The 23,293-nt window shown below is 63.5% G+C and carries 21 protein-coding genes; 6 read left to right on the top strand and 15 right to left on the bottom strand.

The window, feature by feature from the left end; genetic code table 11:
* Positions 1–283: 283 nt before the first annotated feature.
* The 3 genes from CK219_RS20700 to CK219_RS20690 form a co-directional block, all read right to left on the bottom strand.
* The gene (locus tag CK219_RS20700; RefSeq protein ID WP_095768600.1) at positions 284–1,165 is read right to left on the bottom strand and encodes an amidohydrolase family protein; all 882 of its coding nucleotides are present in this window, start codon (positions 1,163–1,165) and stop codon (positions 284–286) included.
* A 5-nt stretch (positions 1,166–1,170) separates the two neighbouring features.
* The gene (locus CK219_RS20695; RefSeq protein ID WP_095768599.1) at positions 1,171–2,157 is read right to left on the bottom strand and encodes an aldo/keto reductase; all 987 of its coding nucleotides are present in this window, start codon (positions 2,155–2,157) and stop codon (positions 1,171–1,173) included.
* Between the two features lie 261 nt (positions 2,158–2,418).
* On the bottom strand, positions 2,419–3,168 hold the full coding sequence (locus tag CK219_RS20690) for an FCD domain-containing protein (RefSeq protein ID WP_095768598.1): 750 nt from the start codon (positions 3,166–3,168) through the stop codon (positions 2,419–2,421).
* Between the two features lie 77 nt (positions 3,169–3,245).
* On the opposite strand from CK219_RS20690, the gene CK219_RS20685 reads away from it, so the two are divergent.
* Positions 3,246–4,235, top strand: a complete 990-nt coding sequence (locus CK219_RS20685) for an NAD(P)-dependent oxidoreductase (protein WP_141245389.1) — start codon at positions 3,246–3,248, stop codon at positions 4,233–4,235.
* Positions 4,236–4,254: 19 nt separating this feature from the next.
* Here the strand turns inward: CK219_RS20685 and CK219_RS20680 are convergent, their stop codons facing one another.
* Complete coding sequence (locus CK219_RS20680; protein ID WP_095768596.1) at positions 4,255–5,031, bottom strand: FadR/GntR family transcriptional regulator; 777 nt, start codon at positions 5,029–5,031, stop codon at positions 4,255–4,257.
* A gap of 3 nt (positions 5,032–5,034) precedes the next feature.
* Positions 5,035–6,477 carry an FAD-binding oxidoreductase gene (locus tag CK219_RS20675; protein WP_095768595.1) on the bottom strand — a complete coding sequence of 481 codons (1,443 nt, stop codon included), beginning with the start codon at positions 6,475–6,477 and terminating at the stop codon, positions 5,035–5,037.
* Between the two features lie 162 nt (positions 6,478–6,639).
* On the opposite strand from CK219_RS20675, the gene gloA reads away from it, so the two are divergent.
* Entirely contained in the window at positions 6,640–7,053 is a 414-nt protein-coding gene (gloA, locus tag CK219_RS20670) for a lactoylglutathione lyase (protein ID WP_095768594.1), read from the top strand.
* An 83-nt stretch (positions 7,054–7,136) separates the two neighbouring features.
* On the opposite strand, the gene CK219_RS20665 is transcribed toward gloA, so the two are convergent.
* From CK219_RS20665 to CK219_RS20650, 4 genes are all read right to left on the bottom strand, one after another.
* Positions 7,137–8,105, bottom strand: a complete 969-nt coding sequence (locus CK219_RS20665; RefSeq protein WP_095768593.1) for an ABC transporter permease — start codon at positions 8,103–8,105, stop codon at positions 7,137–7,139.
* A gap of 4 nt (positions 8,106–8,109) precedes the next feature.
* Positions 8,110–9,612, bottom strand: coding sequence for a sugar ABC transporter ATP-binding protein (locus tag CK219_RS20660; protein ID WP_095768592.1), 1,503 nt, complete (start codon positions 9,610–9,612; stop codon positions 8,110–8,112).
* Positions 9,613–9,617: 5 nt separating this feature from the next.
* Complete coding sequence (locus tag CK219_RS20655; RefSeq protein ID WP_095768591.1) at positions 9,618–10,601, bottom strand: ABC transporter permease; 984 nt, start codon at positions 10,599–10,601, stop codon at positions 9,618–9,620.
* A 164-nt stretch (positions 10,602–10,765) separates the two neighbouring features.
* A complete protein-coding gene (locus CK219_RS20650; RefSeq protein ID WP_095768590.1) occupies positions 10,766–11,848 on the bottom strand; it encodes a sugar ABC transporter substrate-binding protein in 1,083 nt (360 codons plus the stop codon).
* 202 nt (positions 11,849–12,050) lie between these two features.
* Here CK219_RS20650 and CK219_RS20645 point away from each other — a divergent pair, with 202 nt between their 5' ends.
* Positions 12,051–13,643 carry a GMC family oxidoreductase N-terminal domain-containing protein gene (locus tag CK219_RS20645; protein WP_095768589.1) on the top strand — a complete coding sequence of 531 codons (1,593 nt, stop codon included), beginning with the start codon at positions 12,051–12,053 and terminating at the stop codon, positions 13,641–13,643.
* A 39-nt stretch (positions 13,644–13,682) separates the two neighbouring features.
* Here the strand turns inward: CK219_RS20645 and ugpC are convergent, their stop codons facing one another.
* The 5 genes from ugpC to CK219_RS20620 all read right to left on the bottom strand — a co-directional run bounded on the left by ugpC (position 13,683) and on the right by CK219_RS20620 (position 18,681).
* On the bottom strand, positions 13,683–14,738 hold the full coding sequence (ugpC, locus tag CK219_RS20640) for a sn-glycerol-3-phosphate ABC transporter ATP-binding protein UgpC (protein WP_095768588.1): 1,056 nt from the start codon (positions 14,736–14,738) through the stop codon (positions 13,683–13,685).
* Between the two features lie 26 nt (positions 14,739–14,764).
* The gene (locus CK219_RS20635) at positions 14,765–15,520 is read right to left on the bottom strand and encodes a ribonuclease activity regulator RraA (RefSeq protein WP_095768587.1); all 756 of its coding nucleotides are present in this window, start codon (positions 15,518–15,520) and stop codon (positions 14,765–14,767) included.
* 79 nt (positions 15,521–15,599) lie between these two features.
* On the bottom strand, positions 15,600–16,478 hold the full coding sequence (locus CK219_RS20630) for a carbohydrate ABC transporter permease (RefSeq protein ID WP_095768586.1): 879 nt from the start codon (positions 16,476–16,478) through the stop codon (positions 15,600–15,602).
* The gene (locus CK219_RS20625; protein WP_176477097.1) at positions 16,475–17,398 is read right to left on the bottom strand and encodes a sugar ABC transporter permease; all 924 of its coding nucleotides are present in this window, start codon (positions 17,396–17,398) and stop codon (positions 16,475–16,477) included. Before CK219_RS20625 ends, CK219_RS20630 begins: the two co-directional genes overlap by 4 nt.
* A gap of 2 nt (positions 17,399–17,400) precedes the next feature.
* Positions 17,401–18,681 (bottom strand): sugar ABC transporter substrate-binding protein, encoded by a 1,281-nt coding sequence (locus tag CK219_RS20620; RefSeq protein WP_095768584.1) that lies wholly within the window; start codon positions 18,679–18,681, stop codon positions 17,401–17,403.
* 344 nt (positions 18,682–19,025) lie between these two features.
* On the opposite strand from CK219_RS20620, the gene CK219_RS20615 reads away from it, so the two are divergent.
* On the top strand, positions 19,026–19,721 hold the full coding sequence (locus CK219_RS20615; protein ID WP_042638970.1) for an FCD domain-containing protein: 696 nt from the start codon (positions 19,026–19,028) through the stop codon (positions 19,719–19,721).
* A 77-nt stretch (positions 19,722–19,798) separates the two neighbouring features.
* Here the strand turns inward: CK219_RS20615 and CK219_RS20610 are convergent, their stop codons facing one another.
* Positions 19,799–20,785 carry an aldo/keto reductase gene (locus CK219_RS20610; RefSeq protein WP_176477096.1) on the bottom strand — a complete coding sequence of 329 codons (987 nt, stop codon included), beginning with the start codon at positions 20,783–20,785 and terminating at the stop codon, positions 19,799–19,801.
* A gap of 293 nt (positions 20,786–21,078) precedes the next feature.
* Here CK219_RS20610 and CK219_RS20605 point away from each other — a divergent pair, with 293 nt between their 5' ends.
* Both CK219_RS20605 and CK219_RS20600 read left to right on the top strand, forming a co-directional pair.
* Entirely contained in the window at positions 21,079–22,236 is a 1,158-nt protein-coding gene (locus CK219_RS20605) for a mandelate racemase/muconate lactonizing enzyme family protein (protein WP_095768582.1), read from the top strand.
* A 73-nt stretch (positions 22,237–22,309) separates the two neighbouring features.
* The gene (locus tag CK219_RS20600) at positions 22,310–23,194 is read left to right on the top strand and encodes an NAD(P)-dependent oxidoreductase (RefSeq protein ID WP_095768581.1); all 885 of its coding nucleotides are present in this window, start codon (positions 22,310–22,312) and stop codon (positions 23,192–23,194) included.
* Positions 23,195–23,293: the final 99 nt, after the last annotated feature.

Raw genomic sequence — 23,293 nt, 5'->3', positions numbered from 1 at the left:
GCTGTCTCATGCATGTTCCTCCCGTTACATGGCCAACTTGTCATACAACCCTATTACCATGTAACATTGGTGTCAACACGACCTCGGCCTCGAAGCGAGCGGCCAAGTTGCGTGTCGCGCCTTTGGTTCTTCCCTATCTGATCTCAGCTTGGGCGAGGAAGGGTTGCAGTCGGTGCGAGGCGCTGGACAAAGATGCCCAACGCAGAGACATGCGCAGCGATCGTGGTGATGATGAATGTGGCCGGGCAACCGCAAGGCGGGAGGGCTCAGAGCCTTGCCACCGTCACAGCGACAAGCGGTAGGCCTCGACGGCGGAAGCGCCAAAAATCTGCGAACGTTCCTCTTCGGCCAGCCCGGCAAGACACTCGCCAAGGGTGCGTTTGACCGTCTGATAGTCGGCTGCGACCAGGCAGACCGGCCAATCCGAGCCGAACAGGCATCGCGACGGGCCGAAAATGGAAAGGACCTCGTCCACATAGGGCTGCAGATCCTGTTGCTTCCAGTGCCGCCAGTCGGCTTCCGTGACCATCCCGGACAGCTTGCACCAGACATGGTCGCGATGCGCCCTAAAGCCCTGCATCAATCCGGCCCACGGCTCCATCGCGTGCTGCGCAATGCGCGGTTTTGCGACGTGGTCGACCACGAAACGTAAATTGCGATGCCGCGCCACCGTCTCCAGGGCAGCCGGAATCTGCGGCTCCTTCAACAGCAGGTCATAGGCGAGCCCTGCTTCGGCGACAGCCGCCAGCCCGCGCTGGACATCGGCGCGCAAGAGCCAGTTCGGATCCGCCTCGTTGTGCACGAGGTGACGGATGCCGACCAGGTAACGGCCATCTGGCCGCGCCTTCAGCTCGGACAGTGTGGCCGCCACCTCGGGATCGGCGAGGTCGACCCATCCCACGACGCCAGCGACGAAATCGGTCCGGCTGGCCGTCTCAAGGAATGCGCGTGTCTCGTCGAGCGAATGCCATGTCTGGACCAGGATGGTCCTGTCCACGCCGGCTGCGGCAAGCGCCGGTCTGAGGTCGTCGGGCTCAAACACGCGACGTATGGCGGCGTAGTCCTCCGTCATCCAGCCGCAGGATCCATCCGCCGGATCCCAGAAATGCTGATGCCCATCGATGATCAGTTGCTTACCAGCAACCAGGGGCCGACCGGCTGTCATGGCGCTCACCAGCGCTGGTGGACGGAGACCTTGATGCGCCGCTCATAGATGTCGGCGATGCGCTCCATCAGTTGCGGCGACAACGCCGGCAGGTCGGACGCGGCGGCGTTCTCTTGCGCCTGCCTGACCGACTTGGCGCCCGGAATGGTGACCGTCACCGCCGGGTTCATCAGGATCCAGCGCAGCGCCCATTGCGCCATGGTGGCGCCTGGCGGCAGCAGCGCCCGCAATTCCTCGACCGCTTGCAGGCCTTCCTCGTAATTCACCCCGGCGAATGTCTCGCCGACGTCGAAGGCCTCGCCCTGCCGGTTGTAGCTGCGGTGGTCCTTGGCGCTGAAGCTGGAATCGCTCTTGAACTTGCCGGACAGGAGCCCGCTGGCCAGTGGCACCCTGACGATGATGGCAACGTCCTTCTGGCGCGCCATGTCGAAGAACAGTTCCGCGGGCCGCTGCCGGAACATGTTGTAGATGATCTGGACGCTGACGACGCCGGGATATTGCAGCGCCTTGATGCCTTCCTCGACCTTCTCGACGCTGACGCCGTAGTGACGGATCTTGCCTTCCTCGACCAGCTTCTCCAGCGCATCGAAGGTCTCGGGCTGATAGAAGACTTCTGTCATCGGACAATGAAGCTGCACCAGGTCCAGCACGTCGACCTCGAGATAGCGCAGGCTGCGCTCGACGAAGCTGGTCAGGTTCTGGCGATTGTAGCCTGCGGCGACATGCGGGTTCAGCCGCTTGCCGGCCTTGGTGGCGACCATCGGCCTCGCGCCGCCCCGCCCCTTCAGCGTCTTCGCGATCAGTTTTTCCGCCCGGCCGTCGCCATAGACATCGGCCGTGTCGATCATCGTCACGCCTGAATCGAGCGCCGCATTAAGCGCCGCGATGGCGTCCTTCTCCTCGACGTCGCCCCAATCGGCCCCGATCGCCCAACTGCCGAAGCCGATTTCCGACACTTGCCAGCCGGTGCGGCCAAATCGCCTTTGATGCATAGAAACCACTCCTGAAAAACCGCGTCCTCTTGACGGGTCATCCCCGCAGGAATATCAGATCGAATGGTTGTATGACAACCCTGTAAGCATGCAAAAGGTGATGACGGAAATGCTGGTTTTGGATCTACCGGCGGGCTGGAGGACGACGGAATGTTCCTGGCATGGGCGCATAATGCCAATCACGGCCGGCCGCACTTTGAAAGCCGCGTCGTAGCTGCCTCTCGCGAAGCGCCATGCGCCGCTCGGGCGACCTCGCCCGATCTACTTCAGATGTGCGGTTCCGTCTCGGAGCTGCTCGAAGCGCTTGTAGGAACGGGAAAGATGCAGCCGCATCGCGCGCTGCGCCGCCTTGGCGTCGCGTGCTGCGATGGCATCATGGATCGCCCGGTGCTCGCGCCGCGTCCGCTCGAAATGCCGCTCGCGCTCGTCGGGCTCCATCTGATCGAATTGCGTCCATTGGCGGGGGATCATCGCAGTGCCGAACGTGTCGAAGAGCCGGCTGAAGTAGGCGTTGTGCGAGGCGAGCGAAATCGCCCGATGAAAAGCCGCATCCTCGGTCGCGGCGAGACCCGTTTCGGCGATCGCCCGGTCGATTGCGTCGAGCTGCTTAGCCATAAGCCCAAGGTCCTTGGCGGTCCGGCGCGTGGCCGCCAGCGCCGCCGCCTCCGCCTCGACGCCCATGCGCAGCTCCAGCACCGCCAGGATCTCGTCGATCGATTCGACATCCGTCGGCACGATCGAAAAGGTTTTCGGCGGGGGCTCCTGGGCCACAAAGGCGCCGAGGCCCTGCCGTGTCGTGATCAGCCCCCGTGCGCGCAACGATGCCAGCGCCTCGCGAACCACCGTCCGGCTGACGCCCGTCGCGTTGACGATCTCCTGCTCGGTGGGAAGCCGCTGGCCAGGCGCAAGATCGCCGGCCTCGATCTGCGCGGCAAATTTCTCCACCAGTTCGCCCCTGAGATTGGGGGACTGGCGAATGGCGCCGAACATTGCTCCCTGGCGATCCGTCATCGGAAAACCGGCCTCTTAAATCGATTCTCAGGCCAAGGATCGCACCGCTTGGTTGCAACGGCAATCTTTCGTTTCCAATGCATGCCCCCCGGAAGTGCACAGCGGTTCCCGGACATCGACATGCATCAAAACAGAAATTCCAACAGCACTGGAAGACCAACATGAAGCAGAAAATCGGCTTTATCGGCCTGGGCGCGATGGGCTCGGGCATGGCTGCCAACCTTCTGGCTAAGGGCTGGCCTCTGACGGTCTGGGCGCACCGAAACCAGGATGCGGCGCTGAAGCTGGTCAACGCCGGCGCCCGCCAGGCGGCGACACTACGCGCGCTCGCTGAAGGTTGCGACATTGTTTTGATCTGCGTTACCGGTTCGCCGCAGGTCGAGGCGGTCGTGAAAGGACCGGACGGGCTTGCAGCCTCCGGCAAGCCGCTATTGATAGTCGACTGCTCGACCTCTAACCCCTCCTCGACGATAGCGCTTGCCGCCGAACTCGCCGCCAATGGCGTGACGTTGATCGACGCGCCGTTGGCGCGCACGCCCAAGGAAGCCGCCGAAGGCAAACTCGACGTCATGGTCGGCGGCGCGGCGGAAGCGATCGCCCGCGCGCGACCAGTGCTCGAAGCCTTCGCTGCGCGAATCGTCCACACCGGCCCGACCGGCAGCGGCCACACCATGAAGCTGCTCAACAATTTCATCTCAATGGGTTATTCGGCGATCTATTCCGAAGCGCTGACGCTGGGTGCCAAAGCCGGGCTGACGCCGCAGGTCTTCAACAGCGTGATTTCCGGCAGCCGCATGGATTGCGGCTTTTACCAGGCCTTCTTCGACTTCGTGCTCAACCGCAACGAGAACGCCCAGCGCTTCGCCATCGCCAATGCGCTGAAGGACATGACCTATCTCGCCTCCTTCGCGCAGGCCGCCGGTATTGCCAACCCGGTCGGCGCCGTGGTCCGCAACGGTTTTGCCACGGCGGTCGCTACGGGGCACGGAGAAAAATTCGTGCCGGCGCTGTCGGATATTGTTGCTGAGCTCAACGGCGTTTCATTGATTGAGGCTGCGGCCGAGTGAGGGAGGTGGCTGCGCGGCCCTACCCTGCCCGCCCGCGCACGGCCTTTCGCAACCTCGAATGCCGTGTCGGCGACGCGGCCTCAGCGTCGCCGCCTGGCAGTCCAACGCGTGAGGCCGCACCGGCGAGATGCCGTGTCATTGCCGCGCTCGCGCCCTTCGCGTCGCCGGCCTTGATCGCCGCCAGAATGCGTTCGTGCTCGCCCAGGGTCGTGCGCGCCATGTCGTCGGACTTCTGCTGATTGCCGGCGGCCAGGATGCTTTCGCGCACCCGCTCCGAAACGAAGACGAGAAACTGGCCCATATAGGGGTTCTGGGTGGCATCGGCGACCGCACGGTGGAAACCGAGATCGTTCTTCAGCCAGGCAACGCTGCCATAGGGAGCCATGCGCATACCGTCGAGCGCCTGTTCCATCGCCACGATATCCGCATCGGAACGGCGGGTCGCGGCCAGCGCGGCGATCTGCACTTCCAGCATGCCGCGCAGCTCGAAAAGATTGCGAAAGGAATCCGCCCGCTGCAAGGTCTCATAGTCGATCGTCAGCACCGTGGCGTTGGTCGCGTCGGCGACGAAGGCACCCCTGCCCTGCTGCGACCAGATGCGGCCCTCGGAGCGCAGCCTGGCGATCGCTTCGCGCACCACGTTGCGGCTGACCCCGAAGGTGGTCGCCAGCGCCTGTTCGGTCGGCAGCTGATCGCCGGGTTTGAGGCGTCCTTGCGCGATCTCGCGCGAGATGGAACTCGCCACGAGCGTGGAGAGGTGCGGACCGCGATTGACCTTGTCGAGCTTCAGCGTCATCGCTCACCTATAGTCGAGCGCGGATGCGGACGCCAGAATGCGGCCGTTGCTCAATATATGGCGCGGATCGAAAGCATCCTTGATGCCTGCAGCGAGATCGAGCGTCACCGGATCGATGCGGTCGAGGAAGGCCCGCTGCTTGACCCGGCCGATGCCGTGCTCGGCGCTGATCGAGCCACCATAGCGGTCGACGACGGCGAAAATCTCCGCTTCCGCCTCCTCGAACAGATGCTCGATCGCCTCGGCCCCCATGCCCTCCGGCGGCACGACGTTGAGATGGATGTTGCCGTCGCCGACATGGCCGTAGGTGACGGGCAGCGCGTCGGGTCTCGCCCGTCCAAGTTCGGTGAGCGCGTCGGCGACAAAATCGGCAAGCTTGGAGATCGGCACCGAGACATCGGTGCGCAGATAGCGGCCGCCGCGGCCCTGCCGCTCGACCATGATCTCGCGGTAAAGCCACAGGCGCTCGGCCTGCGCCCGGGTCGATGCCACAATGCCGTCCTCGACAAGATCTCCGACGCCGGCGAGAAAACTCAAAAGCATATCCTTGAGGTCGATAAGCCCACCGGACGAAACCTCGATCAGCACATAGGCGGGATAAGGCTTGCCGAGCGGATCGGGGAAATCCTTGCCCTCGCGCATGGTGATCTCGATACCGCCGCGCAGGATCAACTCGAAGGCGCTTAGCAAGTCGCTACAACCGCGCCGCGCCCGCGCATAGAGCGCCATTGCATCCTCGACGGAGCGTAGGCCGACAAGCGCCGTTTCGATCTGCGTCGGCTTGGGGAAGAGTTTCAGCGCCGCCGCGGTGACGATGCCGAGCGTGCCTTCCGAGCCGATGAAGACCTGCTTCAAATCGTAGCCGCGATTGTCCTTGCGCAGCACCTTCAGCCCGTTCCAGATCCGGCCGTCGGCCAGCACGACTTCGAGGCCAAGCACCAGGTCGCGCGTCATGCCGTAGCGCAGCACGTTGAAGCCGCCGGCATTGGTGGCGACATTGCCGCCGATGCGGCAGCTGCCTTGCGCTCCGAAGGTGATCGGCAGGATGCAGTCACTCTCCTCCGCCGCGCGCTTGGCGTCCTCGAGGATGCAGCCGGCCTCGACCACCATGGCGAAGTCGATCGGACTGATCGAGCGGATCCTGTTCATGCGCTCCAGCGAGACGACGACCTCATTGCCGTCAGCCGCCACCGCCGCGCCGACAAGGCCGGTCAGCCCGCCCTGCGGCACGACGGGGATGCGCTCGGCATGACAGTGCCGCATCAGCGCCGACATTTCTTCCACCGAGCTGGGCCGCGCCACCGCCAGCGGGCGGCCGACATGGTCGCCCGACCAGTCGCGGCTGTAGCGCGCCAGGTCTTGCGGTTCGGTCAGCAGCCCGCCATCGGACAGCACGCCGGCGAGGGCGGCGATCAGCGATGCGGAAATGGGCGGCACTGCATTCATGAATTGAACCTGGACCTTCCGGAAACGACTGGACAACCACTAATCTTGTCGTGTTATCATACAACCCTGATTGAGAACATCAAGCGATAGCATGCTTCTTCCCGAGGCCGCTTGATGTGGATGGTCAGACCGGCAAATCACTGAATTCGGAGGACTTTCCCAATGAGCGACGCCCCCGGCTTTCGCTATATGCACACCATGATCAGGGTGCTCGACCTCGACAAGTCGATCGCCTTCTACACCGAGGTGCTCGGCATGACCTTGCTGCGCCGCGACGATTATCCCGGCGGCAAGTTCACCAATGCCTTTGTCGGCTATGGACCCGAGGACAAGGAAGCCGTCGTTGAGCTGACGCTGAACTGGGGCCGCGAGGAACCCTATGAGATCGGCACCGGCTTTGGCCATCTGGCGCTCGGCGTCAACGATATCTACGCCGTCTGCGCCGAGCTCGAGAGGCGCGGTGCCAAGATCCCGCGCAAGCCCGGACCGATGCAGCACGGCACCACTCACATCGCCTTCGTCGAGGATCCCGACGGCTACAAGATCGAGCTGATCGGCCTGGACACGATGCAGTAAATTCAGCCCGGACCGCACCGGCTCATTGCCGATGCGGTCCCACTTGGTCCGCGTTTGCTTGGGAGGCGGTGCGGATCGGTTCGTCACTTGATGACCGCGATCTTGCTGCGGTCGATGGTTATGGCGACGGCGGCGATCAGCACCGCGCCGAACACCATATTTTCCAGGAAGATGTTGACGCCGACGAAGGTCATGCCGATGCGCACGATCGAGATGATCAGCGCGCCGACCGCGGTGCGCGCCACGCCGCCCAACCCGCCGGTGATGGCCGTACCGCCGACGATGACGGCGGCGATGGCGGGGAGCAGCAGCTGGTTGGCGAGCACCGGCGAGCCGCTGGACAGCCTGGCCGCCAGCACGACGCCGGCGATGGCCGCCAGAATGCCCGATGCGGCAAAGGCGATGATCTTAGTGCGGTCGACATTAATGCCGGCCGCCCACGCCGCTGGTTCGCCGGCCCCGACCGCGATCGCCTGGCGGCCGAAGCGGGTGTAACGCAGCGCGAGGAAGCTGACGATGCCGATCAGGGCCGAAATCAGCACCACCATCGGCAGGCCGAAAATCGTAGCGTTGATCCACGCCGTCTTTTCACGCCCGGCTTCCTCGATGGTGATGGCGCGGCCGTTGGAGACCCAGAGCGCCAGGCCCGTGACCACGCCGCCGGTAGCCAATGTCGCCACGAAGGACGGCACGCGCAGCTTGACGTGGACGATGCCGCTCAGCAGCCCGAAGGCGAGGCCAGACAGGATCGCCACCGGGAACGCGGCGAAGCCGAGCGAGGGCAGCAATTGCGCCAGCATCACACTCGCCAGCGAGGCGACCGCCTGGATCGACAGGTCGATGCCGCCGAGCAGGATGGCGAAGGTGACGCCGGTCGCCAGCATAAACAGCACGGCGGTGTTGGCAAAGAGCAGCGCCAGCGTCTCGCCGGTCAGGAAGCCGGGCGCGGCGATCTCGATGATCAGCAAAAGGGCGACAAGCAGCACCAGCGGGATGGCGCCTTGCGTCCACTTGCCCTCGAAGACCTGCTTGATGGAAAAACCTTCATTCATCGGCTTACACCATCGCTCGTAGCAACTCGACCTGATCCGGCTTGTTGCCGGGGCTGGCATCGAAGCGCGCGGTGATCTCGCCGTCGCGCATCACCAGAACCTGGTGCGACAGGCCGATCGTCTCCTCCAGCGTGTCGGAGATCAGAAGGATCGCCACGCCTTGGTCCGAGAGGTCGCGCACCAGCTCGTAAACCTCTTCCTTGGCGCCGACATCAAGCCCGCGCGTCGGGTGGTCGAGCACCAGGATGCGCGAGCCCGCCGTCATCCAGCGCGCCAGCACCACCTTCTGCTGGTTGCCGCCGCTGAGCTTGCGGCAGGCGGCGTCGGGCCCGGGCGCCTTGATGCTGAGCCGCTTGATCCAGTCAGCGGCAAGCCGCCGCTCCTTGCCGTAATCGATGGCCCCGTTGCGCATGACGCTCGAGAGATCCGCCAGCGAAATGTTCTCGGCGATCGACAGAAACATCACCAGGCCTTCCAGCCTGCGCTCGCGCGGCACATAGCCGATGCCCTTGCGCACTGCCGGCTCTGGCGAGCTGAAGCGAACCGTCTCGCCGGCGATCTTCATCTCGCCCGCATCATGTGGCAGGAAGCCGCCGACCGTACGGGTAACCTCCTCGCGTCCGGAGCCGACGACGCCGGCAATGCCGACGATCTCTCCGGCGCGGATCGAAAGGTCGACACCATGATAGAAGCCGCTGGCGCCCAGGCCCCTGGCCTCGACCATGATCTTATCGCCCGGCGGCTGCTGACGGGCCTCGCGATAATATTCGGCCTGCAGCCCGCGCCCGACCATGATCTCGTGCAGCTCCGGCGCGGTGACTTCCGCGGCGCGGTGTTCGGCCACGACCGCGCCGTCCTTCATCGTGTAGACGCGGTCGGAAATCGCCAGCACTTCGTCGAGGCGATGCGACACGAAGACGAAGCTGGCGCGGGATTTGAGCGAGCGCACCCGCGCGAACAGAACCTCGATATCGGCGGCGTTGAGCACCGAGGTCGGCTCGTCGAGCAAGATGAGCAGCGGACGCTCGACCATCTCCTCCAGCGTCAGCGCCTTGGCGAGCTCGACCATCTGGCGCGCGGCGAAGGTCAGTTCGGAGGTGCGCGCGGTGACGTCGATGTCGACGCCGATCTTGGCCAGTTGCCGGCGCGCCGCAGCATTCATGGCGCGCCAGTTGACAAGACCGAAGCGGGTGAAGCGGTCTTCTTCGCCGAGATAGATGTTTTCGGCGACGGTCAGGTTGAGCACCAGCGATTGTTCCTGGAACACCATGCCGATGCCGTTCCTGGCCGCGTCACGGGCGTTGCGTAGCTTGAGCTGTTCGCCGTCGAGGGTGATCGTACCGCCATCCGGCCGATAGCCGCCGGCCAGCAGGCGCATCAGCGTCGACTTGCCGGCGCCGTTCTCGCCGATCAGTCCGACCACCTCGTTCGGCCGCACCTCTATGGAGACGTCGCGCAACGCCTGGACGCCGGGGAAATTCTTGATGATGCCGGTTGCCTGCAGCATGGCGCTTACTTCACGATCTTCAGGCGAACGCGGTCGAGCGACAGCGCCACCGCCGCGATGATCATCAGGCCCTGCACCGTCTGCTGGATGTAAGGCGAGATGCCGAGCAGGATCATGCCATTGGCCAAAACGGTGACGATCAGCACACCGATCAGCGTATTGACGACGCCACCCTCGCCCCCGGTCAGCGCCGTGCCGCCGACGACGACGGCCGTGACCGCCGCGAACAGCCTGCCGTCGCCGATGACGGCGTGCGACTGGCCGAGCTGCGCCGCGGCAAGCACACCGGCAATGCCGAAGAAGAAGCCGGCCAGCGCAAACGCCGCGATCCGCACGCGCACGACATTGACGCCGGAGAGCTTGGTCACGTCCTCGTCGCCGCCGATCGCCAATATGTGGCGGCCAAGCCTGGTGTGATACTGGATGACCGCTGCAAGCGCGAACGCGCCGAGCGCGACCCAGACCGCCAGCGGCAGGCCGAGGAAACGGTGCAAGGCGAGATTGCGGATCGAGGCGTCGTTCAGTCGTATGGCCGAGCCGCCCAGCATATAGACCGACAGGCCAAGTCCGATGAACCACATGCCGAGCGTCGCCATGAAGGACGGGATGCGCAGCATCGTCTGGACGAGACCGCTGATGAGGCCCATGACCGTGCCGGCGGCGATCGCCGCCAGCACCGCCCACCAACCATAATCGTTGCCGTTGCTGTCATTGGCGGCGAGCAGCACCACCACCATCGCCGCCACAGACAGGGTACCCTCGACCGAAAGGTCGATGCTGCCCATCACGATAATGAAGGTCAGCCCCATCGCCAGCGTCAGCGGAACTGCGGCGGAGTTGGCGAGCCGCACCAAGTTGCGCAGCTCGATGAAATTGGGATTCGCAATGGTGATCAGCACGCACAGCACGACCAGCACCGCCAGCGGTGCCAGGCTGCGCCAGCGCCTGCCGCCGAGCATGATGGCGATGCGGCCGGGGAGGAATGTCATAAGCGTTGTCCGCTCGATGTCCGAAACGGACTTCAGAGGTTCTGTATCGATTGTCAACAAACCGCTTCCCGTCTGCTGGTGACAGGCGTCGTGGCCGCGGGCGCAAGACGCCGGCAAAAAGGGGCGGGCCGTCGCCAGGGAGAAGCCGGCCCGCCCCAAACGGGTCAGGCCCGGATCGCTCCGGTCACCCGGCCCCAGAGATCGTTCCAGTTGATCTCGGGCTTCGACTCGACATTGGTCTTGTAATATTCCTCAACATTGTCGTGCGAGATCAGCACCGCCTTGCCGTAGAATTCGCGGTGTTCCGGCGGCTCCTTGGCCGGGTCGAACTTGCCTATCTTGGCGTTGTAGCCGATAGCCAGCCCCATGCCGCCCTGCCAGAACGGATCCGAGGTGATCGTGCAGGCGAACTCGCCGGTGCGCACCGCGTCGACCGCCGTCTTGATGCCGTCGACACCGACGATCGGCACCTTGCCGGCGAGGTTTTCGGCGCGCAGCGCTTCGAGCGCACCGGAGCCCATGTCGTCATTGGCGGCCCAGATGCCCTTGATGTCGTCACCGAAACGGGTCAGCAGATTGCCCATCAGGTCGAAGGCCTCGGTGGATTTCCAGTTTGCGACCTGGAAGTCGAGCAGCTTGATGTCGGGGTTCGCGGCGAGCGCAGCATCGAGGCCCTTCTTGCGTTCAATCGCGGCCGTGGTCGAGATCAGGCCGCCGAGCGCGACGATGCCGCCCTTGCCGCCGATGGCCTTGAACAGGATCTCGGCGATGGTCTTGCCGCTGGCGATGCCGTCGAACTCGATATGCGAGACATAGTTCGGGTTGAAGTCCTTGGGGTGCAGGTCGGCAGGCTTGTTCCACTGCGTCACCACATAGGCGCCGGCCTTGGCGCAGGCTTCGACGATCGGGCGCGCGTCGGGCGTGTCGTTGGGATCGGAGTTGAGCACCATGTTGCCGTTGGTCTTGGCCAGCATCGCTTTGATATCGGCGATGCCCTTCTCGCTGTTGCCTTCCGAGACCAGCGTGACGTGCTCCAGCCCGGCCCATTTGGCATAAGCCTCGGCGCCGGTCTTCCACACCGCGTGGTAGGGATTGGACAACGAGCGGATCGACGTCACCAGCGTCGGCTTGTCGGCCGCGCGCAGCACATTCGGCATCGCCAGCGTCGCCGCCCCGGCGGCAGCGCCCAGCATCAAGGTCCGGCGGCTCAGCCTGCCGGAAAAAACAAGACCATTGCTGTCCTTCATTTCGAACCTCCCGATTAATTTGTTTCCGCCAGGCGCTTGCGCGGGGAGCGCGGCCGGTCCTCCGGTGACGGGTCGTCAAGCCTCTCTACTTGTACGATAACCCTTCAACACGGCAACCATACCCTTTCTCTTGACGCGGCACAAGCGACTTGAGATCGTCGCGCGTAAAGCGAGGCCGATTTGCCTCGGCAAGGGAGTGAGAATGGCGGACTATATCATCGTTGGCGGCGGCTCGGCCGGCTGCGTGCTTGCCGCGAGGCTGAGCGAGGATCCCAGCCTGTCGGTCGTCCTGCTCGAGGCCGGGCCGCCCGACACCGACCGATACATCCACATGCCGGTAGGCTTCTTCAAGATGACGTCCGGGCCGCTGATCTGGGGTTATGACGCCGCACCCGGCAAGGAGATCGACGGCCGCGTCATGATCTACCCGCAGGCGCGCGTGCTCGGCGGCGGCTCCTCGATCAACGCCCAGGTGTTCACGCGCGGCTGTCCGCAGGACTATGACGATTGGGCGGCAGACTTCGGCTGCGCGGGATGGAGCTACGCCGATGTGCTGCCCTATTTCGTTCGGTCCGAGGGCAACGACACTTTTGCCGGTTCCCAGCACGGCATCGACGGACCGCTCGGCGTTTCCAGCGGCACGCCGCACCCGCTGACGAGGATCTTCGTCAAGGCGGCGCAGCAGGCTGGCCTACCCTTCCGCGCCGACTTCAATGCCGGCGAGCAGGAAGGCGCCGGCTTCTACCAGACGACGACGCGCAATGGCAGGCGCTCGAGCACCGCGGTCGCCTATCTGAAACCGGCTCTCGGCCGCGGGAACCTGACGCTGCGCACCGGCGCCACGGTCAGCCGCGTCGTCGTCGAGAAGGGTCGGGCCGTCGGCGTCGAGATCATCGCCAATGGTCGCGCCGAGTTGCTGCACGCCGAGTGCGAGGTGATCGTCACCGCCGGTGCCATCGGCTCGCCGAAACTCCTGATGCTGTCCGGCATCGGCCCTGCCGCGCATCTCGAAAAGCATGGCATCAAAGCTGTGCATGATCTCGCTGGGGTCGGCCAGAATCTACACGATCACATGGACGTGGACGTCGTCGCGGAACTCAACGGGCCGCACGGCATCGACCGCTACAAGAAGAAGCGTTGGCAGGCCGTCGCCGGCCTCGAATATGCGCTCTTCGGCAAAGGACCGGTTGCCTCCAACATCGTGGAAGCCGGCGGTTTCTGGTGGGGCGACCGCTCGGAAAAGACGCCAGATATCCAATTTCATTTCCTGCCCGGGGCCGGTGTCGAGGAAGGTATCGGCTCGGTCCCCGGCGGCAATGGCTGCACGTTGAACTCCTACCATGTGCGGCCGCGTTCGCGCGGCAGCGTCACTTTGCGCTCGGCGGATCTGCGCGATGCGCCGGTTATCGACCCCAATCCCTTCGCCGAACGCTACGACGTCGAACGCGCCATCGACGGCATCGAGATCAGCCGCGAGATCCTCTCTCAGCCGGCCTTCGCCAAATACATCAGCCGCGAGCATTTGCCTGGAGCGGCGACGAAGGGCCGCGCGGCACTCGAAGCCTTTGCCCGCCAGCATGGCCGCAGCGCCTACCATCCGGTCGGCACCTGCCGCATGGGCGGCTATGCCGACAGCGTCGTTGATCCGGAACTGCGCCTGCGCGGGCTGCAAGACTTACGCGTCTGCGACAGCTCGGTGATGCCACGCATCGTATCATCGAACACCAACGCAGCGGTGATCATGATGGCCGAGAAGGCGGCGGATATGATCACCGGGAAGACACCAGCGGCATAGCTCACTCGAAGCGGGACAGTCCGGAGAGGACAGGCTCCTTTAGTTTATCCTCCTGCCGCTCTCGGCGTCGAACAGATGTACCTTATGCATCATGATCTCCAGGTTCACCTCCTGATCCGGCTTGAAGGGCGGCCGGTCCCGGATCTCCGCCATCAGGTCGACGCCATCGGCGGTCAAGGTGATTTCCTGCGCTTCACCGGTCGGCTCGACAACCTGGACTCTCGCCTGTGCGTGGTTGCCTCCGACAGCGATGTGCTGAGGACGAATCCCGTAAACCACACCTTGCTTGTCCCCCACCCCTGCCACGTGAGGCAAGGGCAGGCGTAGGCCCTGCTCCGCGATGAATGCGCCACTCTGGATGCGGCCGTTGATGAGATTCATTTCCGGCGAGCCGATAAAGCCTGCGACGAACAGATTGGCCGGGTTCTCGTAGAGTTCGGAGGGAGTGCCGATCTGTTCGATGCGGCCCCTGTTCAGCACCACGATGCGGTCGGCGAGCGTCATCGCTTCTGTCTGATCATGCGTGACGTAGATGCTGGTTCGTCCCAGCCGTTGGTGCAGCTTCTTGATCTCGGCACGCATCTTCACGCGCAGCTTGGCATCGAGATTGCTGAGCGGCTCGTCGAACAAGAAGGCCGCAGGGTCGCGGACGATGGCGCGGCCCATGGCGACACGCTGGCGCTGGCCGCCGGACAGTTGACGCGGCATGCGCCCGAGCAGGTCCTGCAGACCGAGGATCTCGGCCGCGGCCTTCACCCTGGAGACGATCTCTTCCCGGGGAACCTTGGCCAGCCGCAGCGCGAAACTCATATTGTCGGCCACGCTCATATGTGGATAGAGGGCATAGCTTTGGAACACCATGGCTATGTCGCGCGACTTGGCCGGCATCTCGTCGACGACGCGTCCGCCGATGCGGATCTCGCCAGTCGTATGCTCTTCGAGCCCCGCGATGATGCGCAGCAACGTCGACTTGCCGCAGCCCGACGGACCGACCAGGACCACGAACTCGCCGCTGGCGATCTCGATGTTGACGTCGCGCAGAACTTCCACCGCGCCGAAGCTCTTGCCGAGCTGTTCTATCTCGATTGCGGACACCTATTCTTCTCCCGTACCGGCACGGCTCATTTTCGTTGAGCCTGCCGCCACGCGCGGTATTCAGCCTCGCCCTCAGGGCTCAACGGGTAGTATTTCCGCAGGTCTCCTCCTTGCGCGAGCCGCAAGCGCGAAAACTCTTCCCACTCGATATGCGCGCCGGCGAGTTCGACCAGTTTGGGGGCAAGGCCGACCGGCACGACGACCACGCCATCGTCATCGGCGACGATGATATCGCCCGGGATGACCAGCACGTTCGAGCAGGCGATCGGAACGTTGACGGCGAAGGGAACGATGTTGGTCTGGGCATGGAAATTCGGTGTGACGCCCCTCACCCAGATGCCGATGTCGAGCGCCGCCGCCTGGGCGGAATCGCGAATACAGCCGTCGATAACGACGCCGGCGCCGCCACGCCCGGCGAAATAGGTCAGCATCATCTCGCCGAAGATGCCGCTGCCCATGTCGCCACGGGCATCGACCACCACCATGTCGCCGGGCTGAGTGGGATAAAGCACGTGCCGGTGCAGTTGCCGCTCCGGCTCCTCGTATTCCGTCTCGTTGTACAGATCCTCGCGCTTCGGCATGCACTGGAGGGTCAGGGCCGGCCCCGCCGCTGTGCTGCCGAGCCTCAGCGGACGCGGCCCACGGATCTGCGGGTCGCGAATGCCCATCTTGTGGTAGAGCTCACTGGCCAGCGTCGCCGAACCGATCGCCGCCAGCGCGTCGACCAGTTCTCGTGGCGGCCGGGAAATGTCCTGTATCGCCGGTATCTGGTCAGCTTCCATTCTATTTCCTCCAATGCGCGGCGAGGTGCGAAACCTCGCTAATCGTCACTCAGTTGCATTCAACCTTAGTCGAAGCCGTTCAGCCGCGAACCGCGCCGGTCGTGAGCCCCTTGACCAGCAGCCCCTGGGCAAACCAGACGAACACCAAAGTCGGGATGACCATGAGCACGCCGGCAGCCGACATGGCGCCCCAGTCGATGCCGAACTGCGAGACGAAATTGGTGAGGCCGACCGGCAGCGTCTGCGCGGCCTTGCTCGAGGTCAGCGTTAGCGCGAGTAAGAGGTCGTTCCAGGTGAAGAGGAAGGTGATGACAGCGCTGGCGCCGATGCCCGGCGCAATCAGCGGCGCGACGATCTGGACCAGCGTGCGCACGGTGCCGGCGCCATCCGACTGGGCAGCCTCCTCGATCTCTTTCGGCACATCCTGGATGAAGCCCAGAAGCAGCCAAATGGCAACCGGCAGCTTGGCGGCCGTATGGCTGAGGATCAGCGCCCAGACAGTGTCGAGCAGGCCCATGGCGGCGAACACGGCGAAGAGCGGAATGGCAAGCGCGATGACCGGGATCATGCGCATGATCAAAAGCAGCCCGAAGATCAGCATGGCGCCCGGCATCCTGAAGCGCGACAGCGCATAGGCGCAGGGGATGGCCAGCAGATGGACAAGGATGACCGTCGCCACCGAGACGATGACGGTGTTCCAGACATAGCCCATCGTGTCGTACTGGGCGAAAACGGAGACGTACTGCGTCAGCGTCGCTGTCTCGGGGATGATGTGCACCGGAACCGAGAAGATATCGGCCGAGCTTCGGATCGAGGTCAGGAACAGCCACACCAGCGGAAAGACGGTGAGCGCGACTGTGACGACTAGCGCCAAATACTGACCGGCGATTCCCGCCGTGAACCGGCGGCGCCGGCGCTTTGGCATGGAACGTGCGCCGACGATGACGGCTTCGCTCATATCGCCCTCCGTTTCGCAATCAGCCACGGCACTCCGTAGAGCAGGGCGAGCACGAACAGCGACATGCCCAGCGCGATGTAGGAGACCGCCGCCGCGTGTCCGAAATCCACCGCCTGAAACGCCAGCAGGTAGGAATAGACGGTGAGCAGATTGGTAGCGCCGCCCGGGCCGCCCTGCGTCATCAGCCAGACGACGTCGAAGGTGCGGAAGGTGTCGATGATGCGCAGCATCAGCGCGATCATGATGACCGGGCGCATCAGCGGCAGAACGATGTGCCAGAAGCGCTGCCACGGCGTCGCGCCATCCACCGTGGCTGCCTCGAGCGGCTCCTGCGGCAGGGATTGCAGGCCGGCAAGGAACAGAAGCACCATCAGTGGCGTGTTCTGCCAGACGTCGGCGACGATCACCGAGACGAGCGCCCAGGTCGGGTGGTTGAGCCACGGAATGTCAGGCAGGTTGAACATGCGCAGCAGCGCATCGACCAAGCCGTATTGGGTGTTGAACAGCCATCGGAAGTTCAGGCCGACGACGGCGGGCGCAATCATCGGCGGAACCAAAAGCAACGTGCGCGCAAGCCGCATGCCGCGCAATTTGCCGTTGACCAGCACGGCGATCGCCATGCCAGCCACCACTTCGATCGTGATGGAAACGACGCTGAAAATGGTCTGGTTTCGCAGCGCCTGGTTGAACTGGCGGCCAAAGAGCTCGTCGGTGTAGTTTCCCGTTCCGATGAATGGCGCCGAGCCGCTCAGATCCCAGCGGAAGAAGCTCATGACAAAGGAGTATCCGAGCGGATAGATCAGGATGGCCAGCATCACGAGAAGCGCCGGGCTGGCTAGGAGATAGCCTCTCTGCCAGGTGTAGGGCAGCGGCGAACGTCGCCGGCGCCCTGGCCCCCGGTGCTGTGCGACGGCCGCCATTATCAGTCGTAAGCTCCGGCCCGGCGCATGATCTCTTCCGCCTCCTTCGCCGCCTGATTGAGCGAGTCGGCGGGCGAAACCTGATCTGACAGGGCTTGCTCGATGGCCGAGAACATCAAGGTGCAGACCTTCGAGAAGCCGGCGAGCTTGGGCCATTCCTTACCGTTCGCGATCGTCGTCTCGAGCTGCTGCAGCCAAGTGGCCTGCGGGCCCTTGGCCGCAGCGATCACTTCCTTGGCCAGACTCTGGCTGCTCGGGAAGTTGGTGAACTGGTCGAACTGGAGCCGCTGGGCGTCGGTACTGACGGTGTATTTGATGAACTCGACGGCGGGTTCCTTGCGTCCGGATTGGCCGTTCAGCGCCATGGCGTGCGAGATGGCGCATGAGATCGCCTCCTTGTCCCGCACATAGGGCGCCGTCGACCATTTACCGACGACGCGCGAGGTTTCCGGATTGGACAGGGTGGCGAAGGCGCCCGGCCAATCGAAAGTGGCATAGACCGTGCCGGACGAGAATTCCGTCGAGTTCTCGTTCCATTGATAGCCAACGGCGTCGGGCGGCACGATTTTGTGCTTCTGGATCAGATCGCGATAGAAGGTGAGCGCCTTGATCCCGGCTTCGGAATTGAACGCCGGCTTGTTGGCCTGGTCGACCCAGTCGCCGCCTGCCTGCCAAAGCAGGTCGCTGAAGGTGCGCTGGGCGGGGTCCCCCTGCCCCGGCACGACAAGGCCATAGTGCCCGTTGCCAGTGAGTTTTAGCCCGACATCGACGAGTTCTTCCCAGGTTCCGGCCGGCTTCAGGCCCTTCTCTTGGTAGATGTCGCCGCGGTAATACTGAACGCGCGCATCCATGTTGCGCGGAATCGCCGCCAGATTTCCGGTCTTGGGATCGCGCAGGTATTTAACCGCGACGGGATAGAAGTCTGCCAGCTCGGAGTCGCTGAAATAGCTGTTCAGCGGCGCGAAATGGTTGAAGTAGGAATCGATCTGCGCGGTGTGGGTGCTGTAGACATCGTACTGGCTCGACCGTGCCGCGCTCAACGTGACCACCTTCGCCGTCAGGGGCGTGAATTCTAGGAGGTCGTAGCGAACCTTGATGCCGGTCTTGGCGGTGAAGTCCTGGACGATCTTCTCCCAATATTTGGGATAGAGCGGGCCGCCCGTGATCAGCAATGCGGTGATCTCTTTAGCGTCTGCCCTGGCAACCCACGGCGCGGCAAGCGAGCCGGCCGTCACCGCCGCGCTCGCGGCAAGGAATTTGCGTCTCGATAAGGTTCCGGACATCACAATCTCCTCCTGGTTTGATGGATCGGTCCGTCCAGGGACGGCCGACGACTTTCGCCCTCGACAGTCCGCCGGCGTGCTCCTCCCGCGGCGAGACTGCCTGTATGGGTTCCCGGACGACGCTTGCGAGCCTCCGGGCGATCGGACACTTGCGCTCCAACACGCCTCAGTTGGTAAGGCGTATCGATCTCGATCTCGGACGGCGGCAACAGGGCACGGCGACTGGACACCGCTCGATCCCTTTCCGCAGGCCGTGTTATAGGCTAGTGAGCGTTTTTATGAGATAAGTTGACTGCATATCTAGCTATCAGCCTATAAGCTTATCAGACAAGTGGATGTTAGTGATGGATACCGTCGAGGTCAAGCTTCAAACTTTGCCCAAGCAGGTAGCTGGTGTGCTGGCGCGACGCATCGCCGGCAGCGGTGTCGCCGGCGCCCAGGGGCCGTCGGAACAGCAGATCCTTCAGGAGTTCGGGGTCTCGCGCGCGGTCGCGCGAGAGGCGCTGAAGATCCTGGCGTCGCTCGATATGATCGAGATCGCGCAGGGCCGGCGCGTGGTGCTGCGTCCAGCCGAGGAGTGGGACTATCTCAGCCCATTGCTCATCGACTGGCTGCCGCACGAGCAGATGCGCGAGATCCTGGCCGAAGCGCACGCTACGCGGATCATCATCGAACCGGCCATCGCCGCCATCGCGGCCAAGCATATGACCAAGGAAAACCTCGAGCGTCTTGGCACCTTGCTGGCGGCGATGTCGGCCAGCGAGGACAATCCGGATGCCTATCTGAAGCTCGATCTGGATTTCCACATGGAGATTTGCCGCGCGGCGCAGAACAGGATTCTCGACCGTTTCATGTATTCGTCCCGATGGTGGCAGATGGCAAGCAGGCGCATCAGCAATCAGATGCCCCATGCGCTTCCCTCCGCGACCGAAATGCACAGGGCAATCTACGAGGCGCTCGTGGCGCGCGATGAAAAGCGAGCCGAAGAAGCGATGCGCCGGCACCTCAAGAAAACCACCGCGGTCGGCTTGCCTCGGTGAAGAAGCAGCGCAGCCAGCATTTGCGCTGGCCGCGCCGCAGCGTGCCGGGAGGACACGGCGTTGAATTGAGAGGGGGCCTAGGCCCTCTTCGCTTGTTGTTCCTGGCGCTGGCGTGCGCGGAAACCGAACATGTCGCCCTTGTCCTTGATTTCCGCCCAGATCGGGGCCGTGATCCTGTCGATGGCGGCAATGTCCGCGTCGGAGATCGTCCAGCCGGCGCTCTCGACGTTTTCCTCCAGCTCCTTGATGGTGCGGGCGCCGACCAGCGGCGAGCTGACGCCCGGCCTGCTGGTGAGCCACTGGATCGCAAGCTGCGAAACCGTCTTGCCGTAGCGCGCCGCGATCGGCTTGAGGAGGTCGACGGCATTCACCGCCCGCTCATAGGTGCCCGGCTGGAACAGCACCGTTGTGCGTCGCTCATCGCCCTCGACGAATTTCGTGTCCGGTGACAGCGTGCCGGTGAGCAGTCCCTGAGCCAGGCCGCTGTATGGCATGACGCCGATATTGTGCTTGCGGCAATAAGGCAGCGTTTCGGCCTCAACCTCGCGCCAGAGCATGTTGTAGGGCGGCTGCAGCACGTCGATGACGCCATGCTGGCGGGCGCTGTCCATGTCGGCGGTGCTGAAATTCGAGACGCCGACCGCCTTGATCCGTCCTGACGCGCGCAGCCGCTCCATCATCTCCATGGTCGGGCCGATCGGAAACTCCGAGTTCGGCCAGTGGACGAAATAGACGTCGACATAATCTGTCTGCATGCGCTTCAGCGAACCGTCGAGCGCCGCCTCTATCGCGGCGGGTTCCAGATGATTGGGCGCGACCTTGGTCGCGATGACGGCCTTGTCGCGGCGGCCGGCCAGTGCCTCGCCGACGACTTCCTCGGCATGGCCGTGTCCATAGGCCTCGGCCGTATCGATTAGCGTGATGCCAAGCTCGAGCGCGCGTCGGATCACCCGGATCGATTCCTTATCGTCGGCCGCGCCCCAAAACGCGCCCGACATGCCCCAAGTCCCAAGTCCGATTTCCGATACCTTGACCGGCGACGATCCCAGCTGTCGCTGTTGCATCCTGTTCCTCCCGATTGCCGGCATATATGGGCCATGGCCCTGCCGTTACCCAATTTATACGCTTATATACTCGTCTAACAAGTGCGTTCTCCGGGAATCGCAATTCGTCGCCAAAAACCGCGAATTCCCAAATAATTCAAGGTAAGGCGGGAGGCTCTGAAGCCGGCTGACGCAAAATCTCTCAAAGGGGGTTTACGCCTCATTCGGCAATCTTGTATGCTTATTAGACAAGTTGGCGTTTAGCCAGAATTGTGTGCTGTAAAGTGCGACGCCATTACGGGGAGAAGGATCCGATGAAGATCGTGGATATCAAGACAGCGGTCGTCGCCTATCACGGCAAGGCGACGCTGATCCGGATCGATACGGACGCCGGTATCTCCGGTTATGGCGAAGCCAACCCCGATGCAGGTGCCGCCGCAATCGTCGGGCTGATTTCGGAACTGAAGTCGGAATTGATCGGCCAGGATCCGCGCAATGTCGAATATTGCTGGGACAAGATCCGCCGCGATCACGTGTTTTCCGGCGCGCAGGCCGGCGTCTTTCTCATCGCCCTCACCGGGCTCGAAATGGCGCTGTGGGACGTGGCGGCGAAAGCCGCCGGCCAGCCGCTCTACCGCATGTTCGGCGGCAAGTTCCGCGACCGGATAAGGCTCTACGCGGATTGCGGCGACGGCGATGACGAATCGGGATCGCCGCAGGGATGCGCGGCCCGCGCCCGCCGCATGGTTGCGGAGGGCTTCACGGCGCTTAAGTTTGATATCGACAATCTGCACCATCCAACGAAATTCGACCGGATGAACCACACCATCAACGGCGCGGAACTCCGCTTCATGGTGGAACGTGTGGCGGCGGTGCGCGACGCTGTTGGTCCCGACGTCGATCTCTGCATCGATTTGCATGCGCGCTACGATGTGCTGAGCGCCAGCCGCATCGCCGCCGAGATGGAGCGCTTCAATCTTCTGTGGCTCGAAGAGCCGATCCCGGCGGAAAATGTCGAGGCCCTGAAGCAGATCCGCATGCGAACCAAGACGCCGATCTGTGTCGGTGAAAACCTCTATCTGCGCTGGGGTTTCCGCGAGCTGTTCCAGAATTACGGCGCCGACGTCGTCATGCCCGACGTGCCGAAATGCGGCGGCCTTGCGGAAAGCCGCAAGATCGCCAACCTCGCCGAGATGTATTATGTGCCCTTCGCGCCGCATCTTGTGTCGACGCCGCTGGGCACGATGGCGACATGCCATGTCTGCGCCAGCGTGCCGAACTTCCTGGTGCTGGAATGGCACGCGCTCGAGGAACGGGACGCGTGGGACAGCTACGTCCGCCTGCCGGACGGCGCAAGGTCCATCGTCGAGGACGGCCATATCGCGGTGTCCGACGCTCCCGGCATCGGCGTCGAGCTCGACATGGATGGTGTGTGCAAGCACGCGGTTCCTGGCTTCGGCATTTTTGAGTAGCGGATGATCGGATGGAGACTCTTCTGGCCGGGCGCTGCGCTGCTCGGCAAAAAGAGACCGTCAGGAGGAGGCCATGGGCAAGCGGATCGTTTTCACCGGCGGCAGCGGCAAGATCGGCCGCCACGTCATACCTTATCTGCTGAAACGCGGGCATCAGGTCCTCAACCTCGATCTGACGCCGCTCGATCTGCCGGGTGTCGACACCGTCATCACCGACCTTGCGGACACCGGCGAAACCTACAATGCGCTGACGCTGCATTTCGGGTTCAGCGAGTATTTCGGCGGCAAGGGCCGCCGCCCGGTCGACGCCGTCGTCCATTTCGCGGCGCTGCCGCGGATATTCCTGCGGCCGGACAACGCCATGTTCGCCGCCAATGTGCAGTCGACCTACAATGTGATCGAAGCCGCCACCAAGCTCGGTATCCGCAAGATCGTCACGGCTTCCAGCGAAACGGTCTATGGCGTCTGCTTTGCCGAAGGCGAACGCGACTTCTCATCGTTTCCGGTGGATGAGGACTACGATGTCGATCCGACCGACAGCTACGGCCTCTCCAAACTGCTCGGCGAAAAAATCGCACGGTCTTTCGCCTCCCGCACGGGAGCCGACATTTATGCCCTGCGGATCGGTGGCGTCGTCGAGCCGAAGGACTATGCCCGCTTTCCGGAATTCCTGGCCGATCCCTCGAAGCGGCGGCGCGACGCCTGGACCTATATGGACGTGCGCGATCTCGGTCAGATCGTCGACCTGTGCGTCGAGAGGGACGGCTTGGGATTCCAGATATTCAACGCCGTCAACGACACCATCGTGTCTGAATTGCCGACGGCGGAGTTTCTCAGGAAGCATGTGCCCAACATACCGGTCACCCGCGCCATGGACGCATTTGAGGGACCGATCTCCAACCGGAAGCTGCGCGACGTCCTTGGGTTCCGGCAAGAGTATGACTGGCGGACACAGTGACCCGATCGTGCCCCACGGGCAGCGGCGACCGGCTTGATAGAGCCACTATATCCGGCCGATCTCTGACCAGCTCGTTCCAGGCGTCAGGCCGGTGACAAG

The sequence above is a fragment of the Mesorhizobium sp. WSM4313 genome, from assembly GCF_002294725.1.
Classification (GTDB): domain Bacteria; phylum Pseudomonadota; class Alphaproteobacteria; order Rhizobiales; family Rhizobiaceae; genus Mesorhizobium.
This window is presented reverse-complemented; position numbering and strand designations above follow the sequence as displayed.

Coding starts and splice junctions, on each gene's coding strand:
- CK219_RS20700 (WP_095768600.1), bottom strand. CDS start 1,165: ATGACAGCCGGTCGGCCCCTGGTTGCTGGTAAGCAACTGATCATCGAT.
- CK219_RS20695 (WP_095768599.1), bottom strand. CDS start 2,157: ATGCATCAAAGGCGATTTGGCCGCACCGGCTGGCAAGTGTCGGAAATC.
- CK219_RS20690 (WP_095768598.1), bottom strand. CDS start 3,168: ATGACGGATCGCCAGGGAGCAATGTTCGGCGCCATTCGCCAGTCCCCC.
- CK219_RS20685 (WP_141245389.1), top strand. CDS start 3,246: ATGCATGCCCCCCGGAAGTGCACAGCGGTTCCCGGACATCGACATGCA.
- CK219_RS20680 (WP_095768596.1), bottom strand. CDS start 5,031: ATGACGCTGAAGCTCGACAAGGTCAATCGCGGTCCGCACCTCTCCACG.
- CK219_RS20675 (WP_095768595.1), bottom strand. CDS start 6,477: ATGAATGCAGTGCCGCCCATTTCCGCATCGCTGATCGCCGCCCTCGCC.
- gloA (WP_095768594.1), top strand. CDS start 6,640: ATGAGCGACGCCCCCGGCTTTCGCTATATGCACACCATGATCAGGGTG.
- CK219_RS20665 (WP_095768593.1), bottom strand. CDS start 8,105: ATGAATGAAGGTTTTTCCATCAAGCAGGTCTTCGAGGGCAAGTGGACG.
- CK219_RS20660 (WP_095768592.1), bottom strand. CDS start 9,612: ATGCTGCAGGCAACCGGCATCATCAAGAATTTCCCCGGCGTCCAGGCG.
- CK219_RS20655 (WP_095768591.1), bottom strand. CDS start 10,601: ATGACATTCCTCCCCGGCCGCATCGCCATCATGCTCGGCGGCAGGCGC.
- CK219_RS20650 (WP_095768590.1), bottom strand. CDS start 11,848: ATGAAGGACAGCAATGGTCTTGTTTTTTCCGGCAGGCTGAGCCGCCGG.
- CK219_RS20645 (WP_095768589.1), top strand. CDS start 12,051: ATGGCGGACTATATCATCGTTGGCGGCGGCTCGGCCGGCTGCGTGCTT.
- CK219_RS20635 (WP_095768587.1), bottom strand. CDS start 15,520: ATGGAAGCTGACCAGATACCGGCGATACAGGACATTTCCCGGCCGCCA.
- CK219_RS20630 (WP_095768586.1), bottom strand. CDS start 16,478: ATGAGCGAAGCCGTCATCGTCGGCGCACGTTCCATGCCAAAGCGCCGG.
- CK219_RS20625 (WP_176477097.1), bottom strand. CDS start 17,398: ATGGCGGCCGTCGCACAGCACCGGGGGCCAGGGCGCCGGCGACGTTCG.
- CK219_RS20620 (WP_095768584.1), bottom strand. CDS start 18,681: ATGTCCGGAACCTTATCGAGACGCAAATTCCTTGCCGCGAGCGCGGCG.
- CK219_RS20615 (WP_042638970.1), top strand. CDS start 19,026: ATGGATACCGTCGAGGTCAAGCTTCAAACTTTGCCCAAGCAGGTAGCT.
- CK219_RS20610 (WP_176477096.1), bottom strand. CDS start 20,785: ATGCAACAGCGACAGCTGGGATCGTCGCCGGTCAAGGTATCGGAAATC.
- CK219_RS20605 (WP_095768582.1), top strand. CDS start 21,079: ATGAAGATCGTGGATATCAAGACAGCGGTCGTCGCCTATCACGGCAAG.
- CK219_RS20600 (WP_095768581.1), top strand. CDS start 22,310: ATGGGCAAGCGGATCGTTTTCACCGGCGGCAGCGGCAAGATCGGCCGC.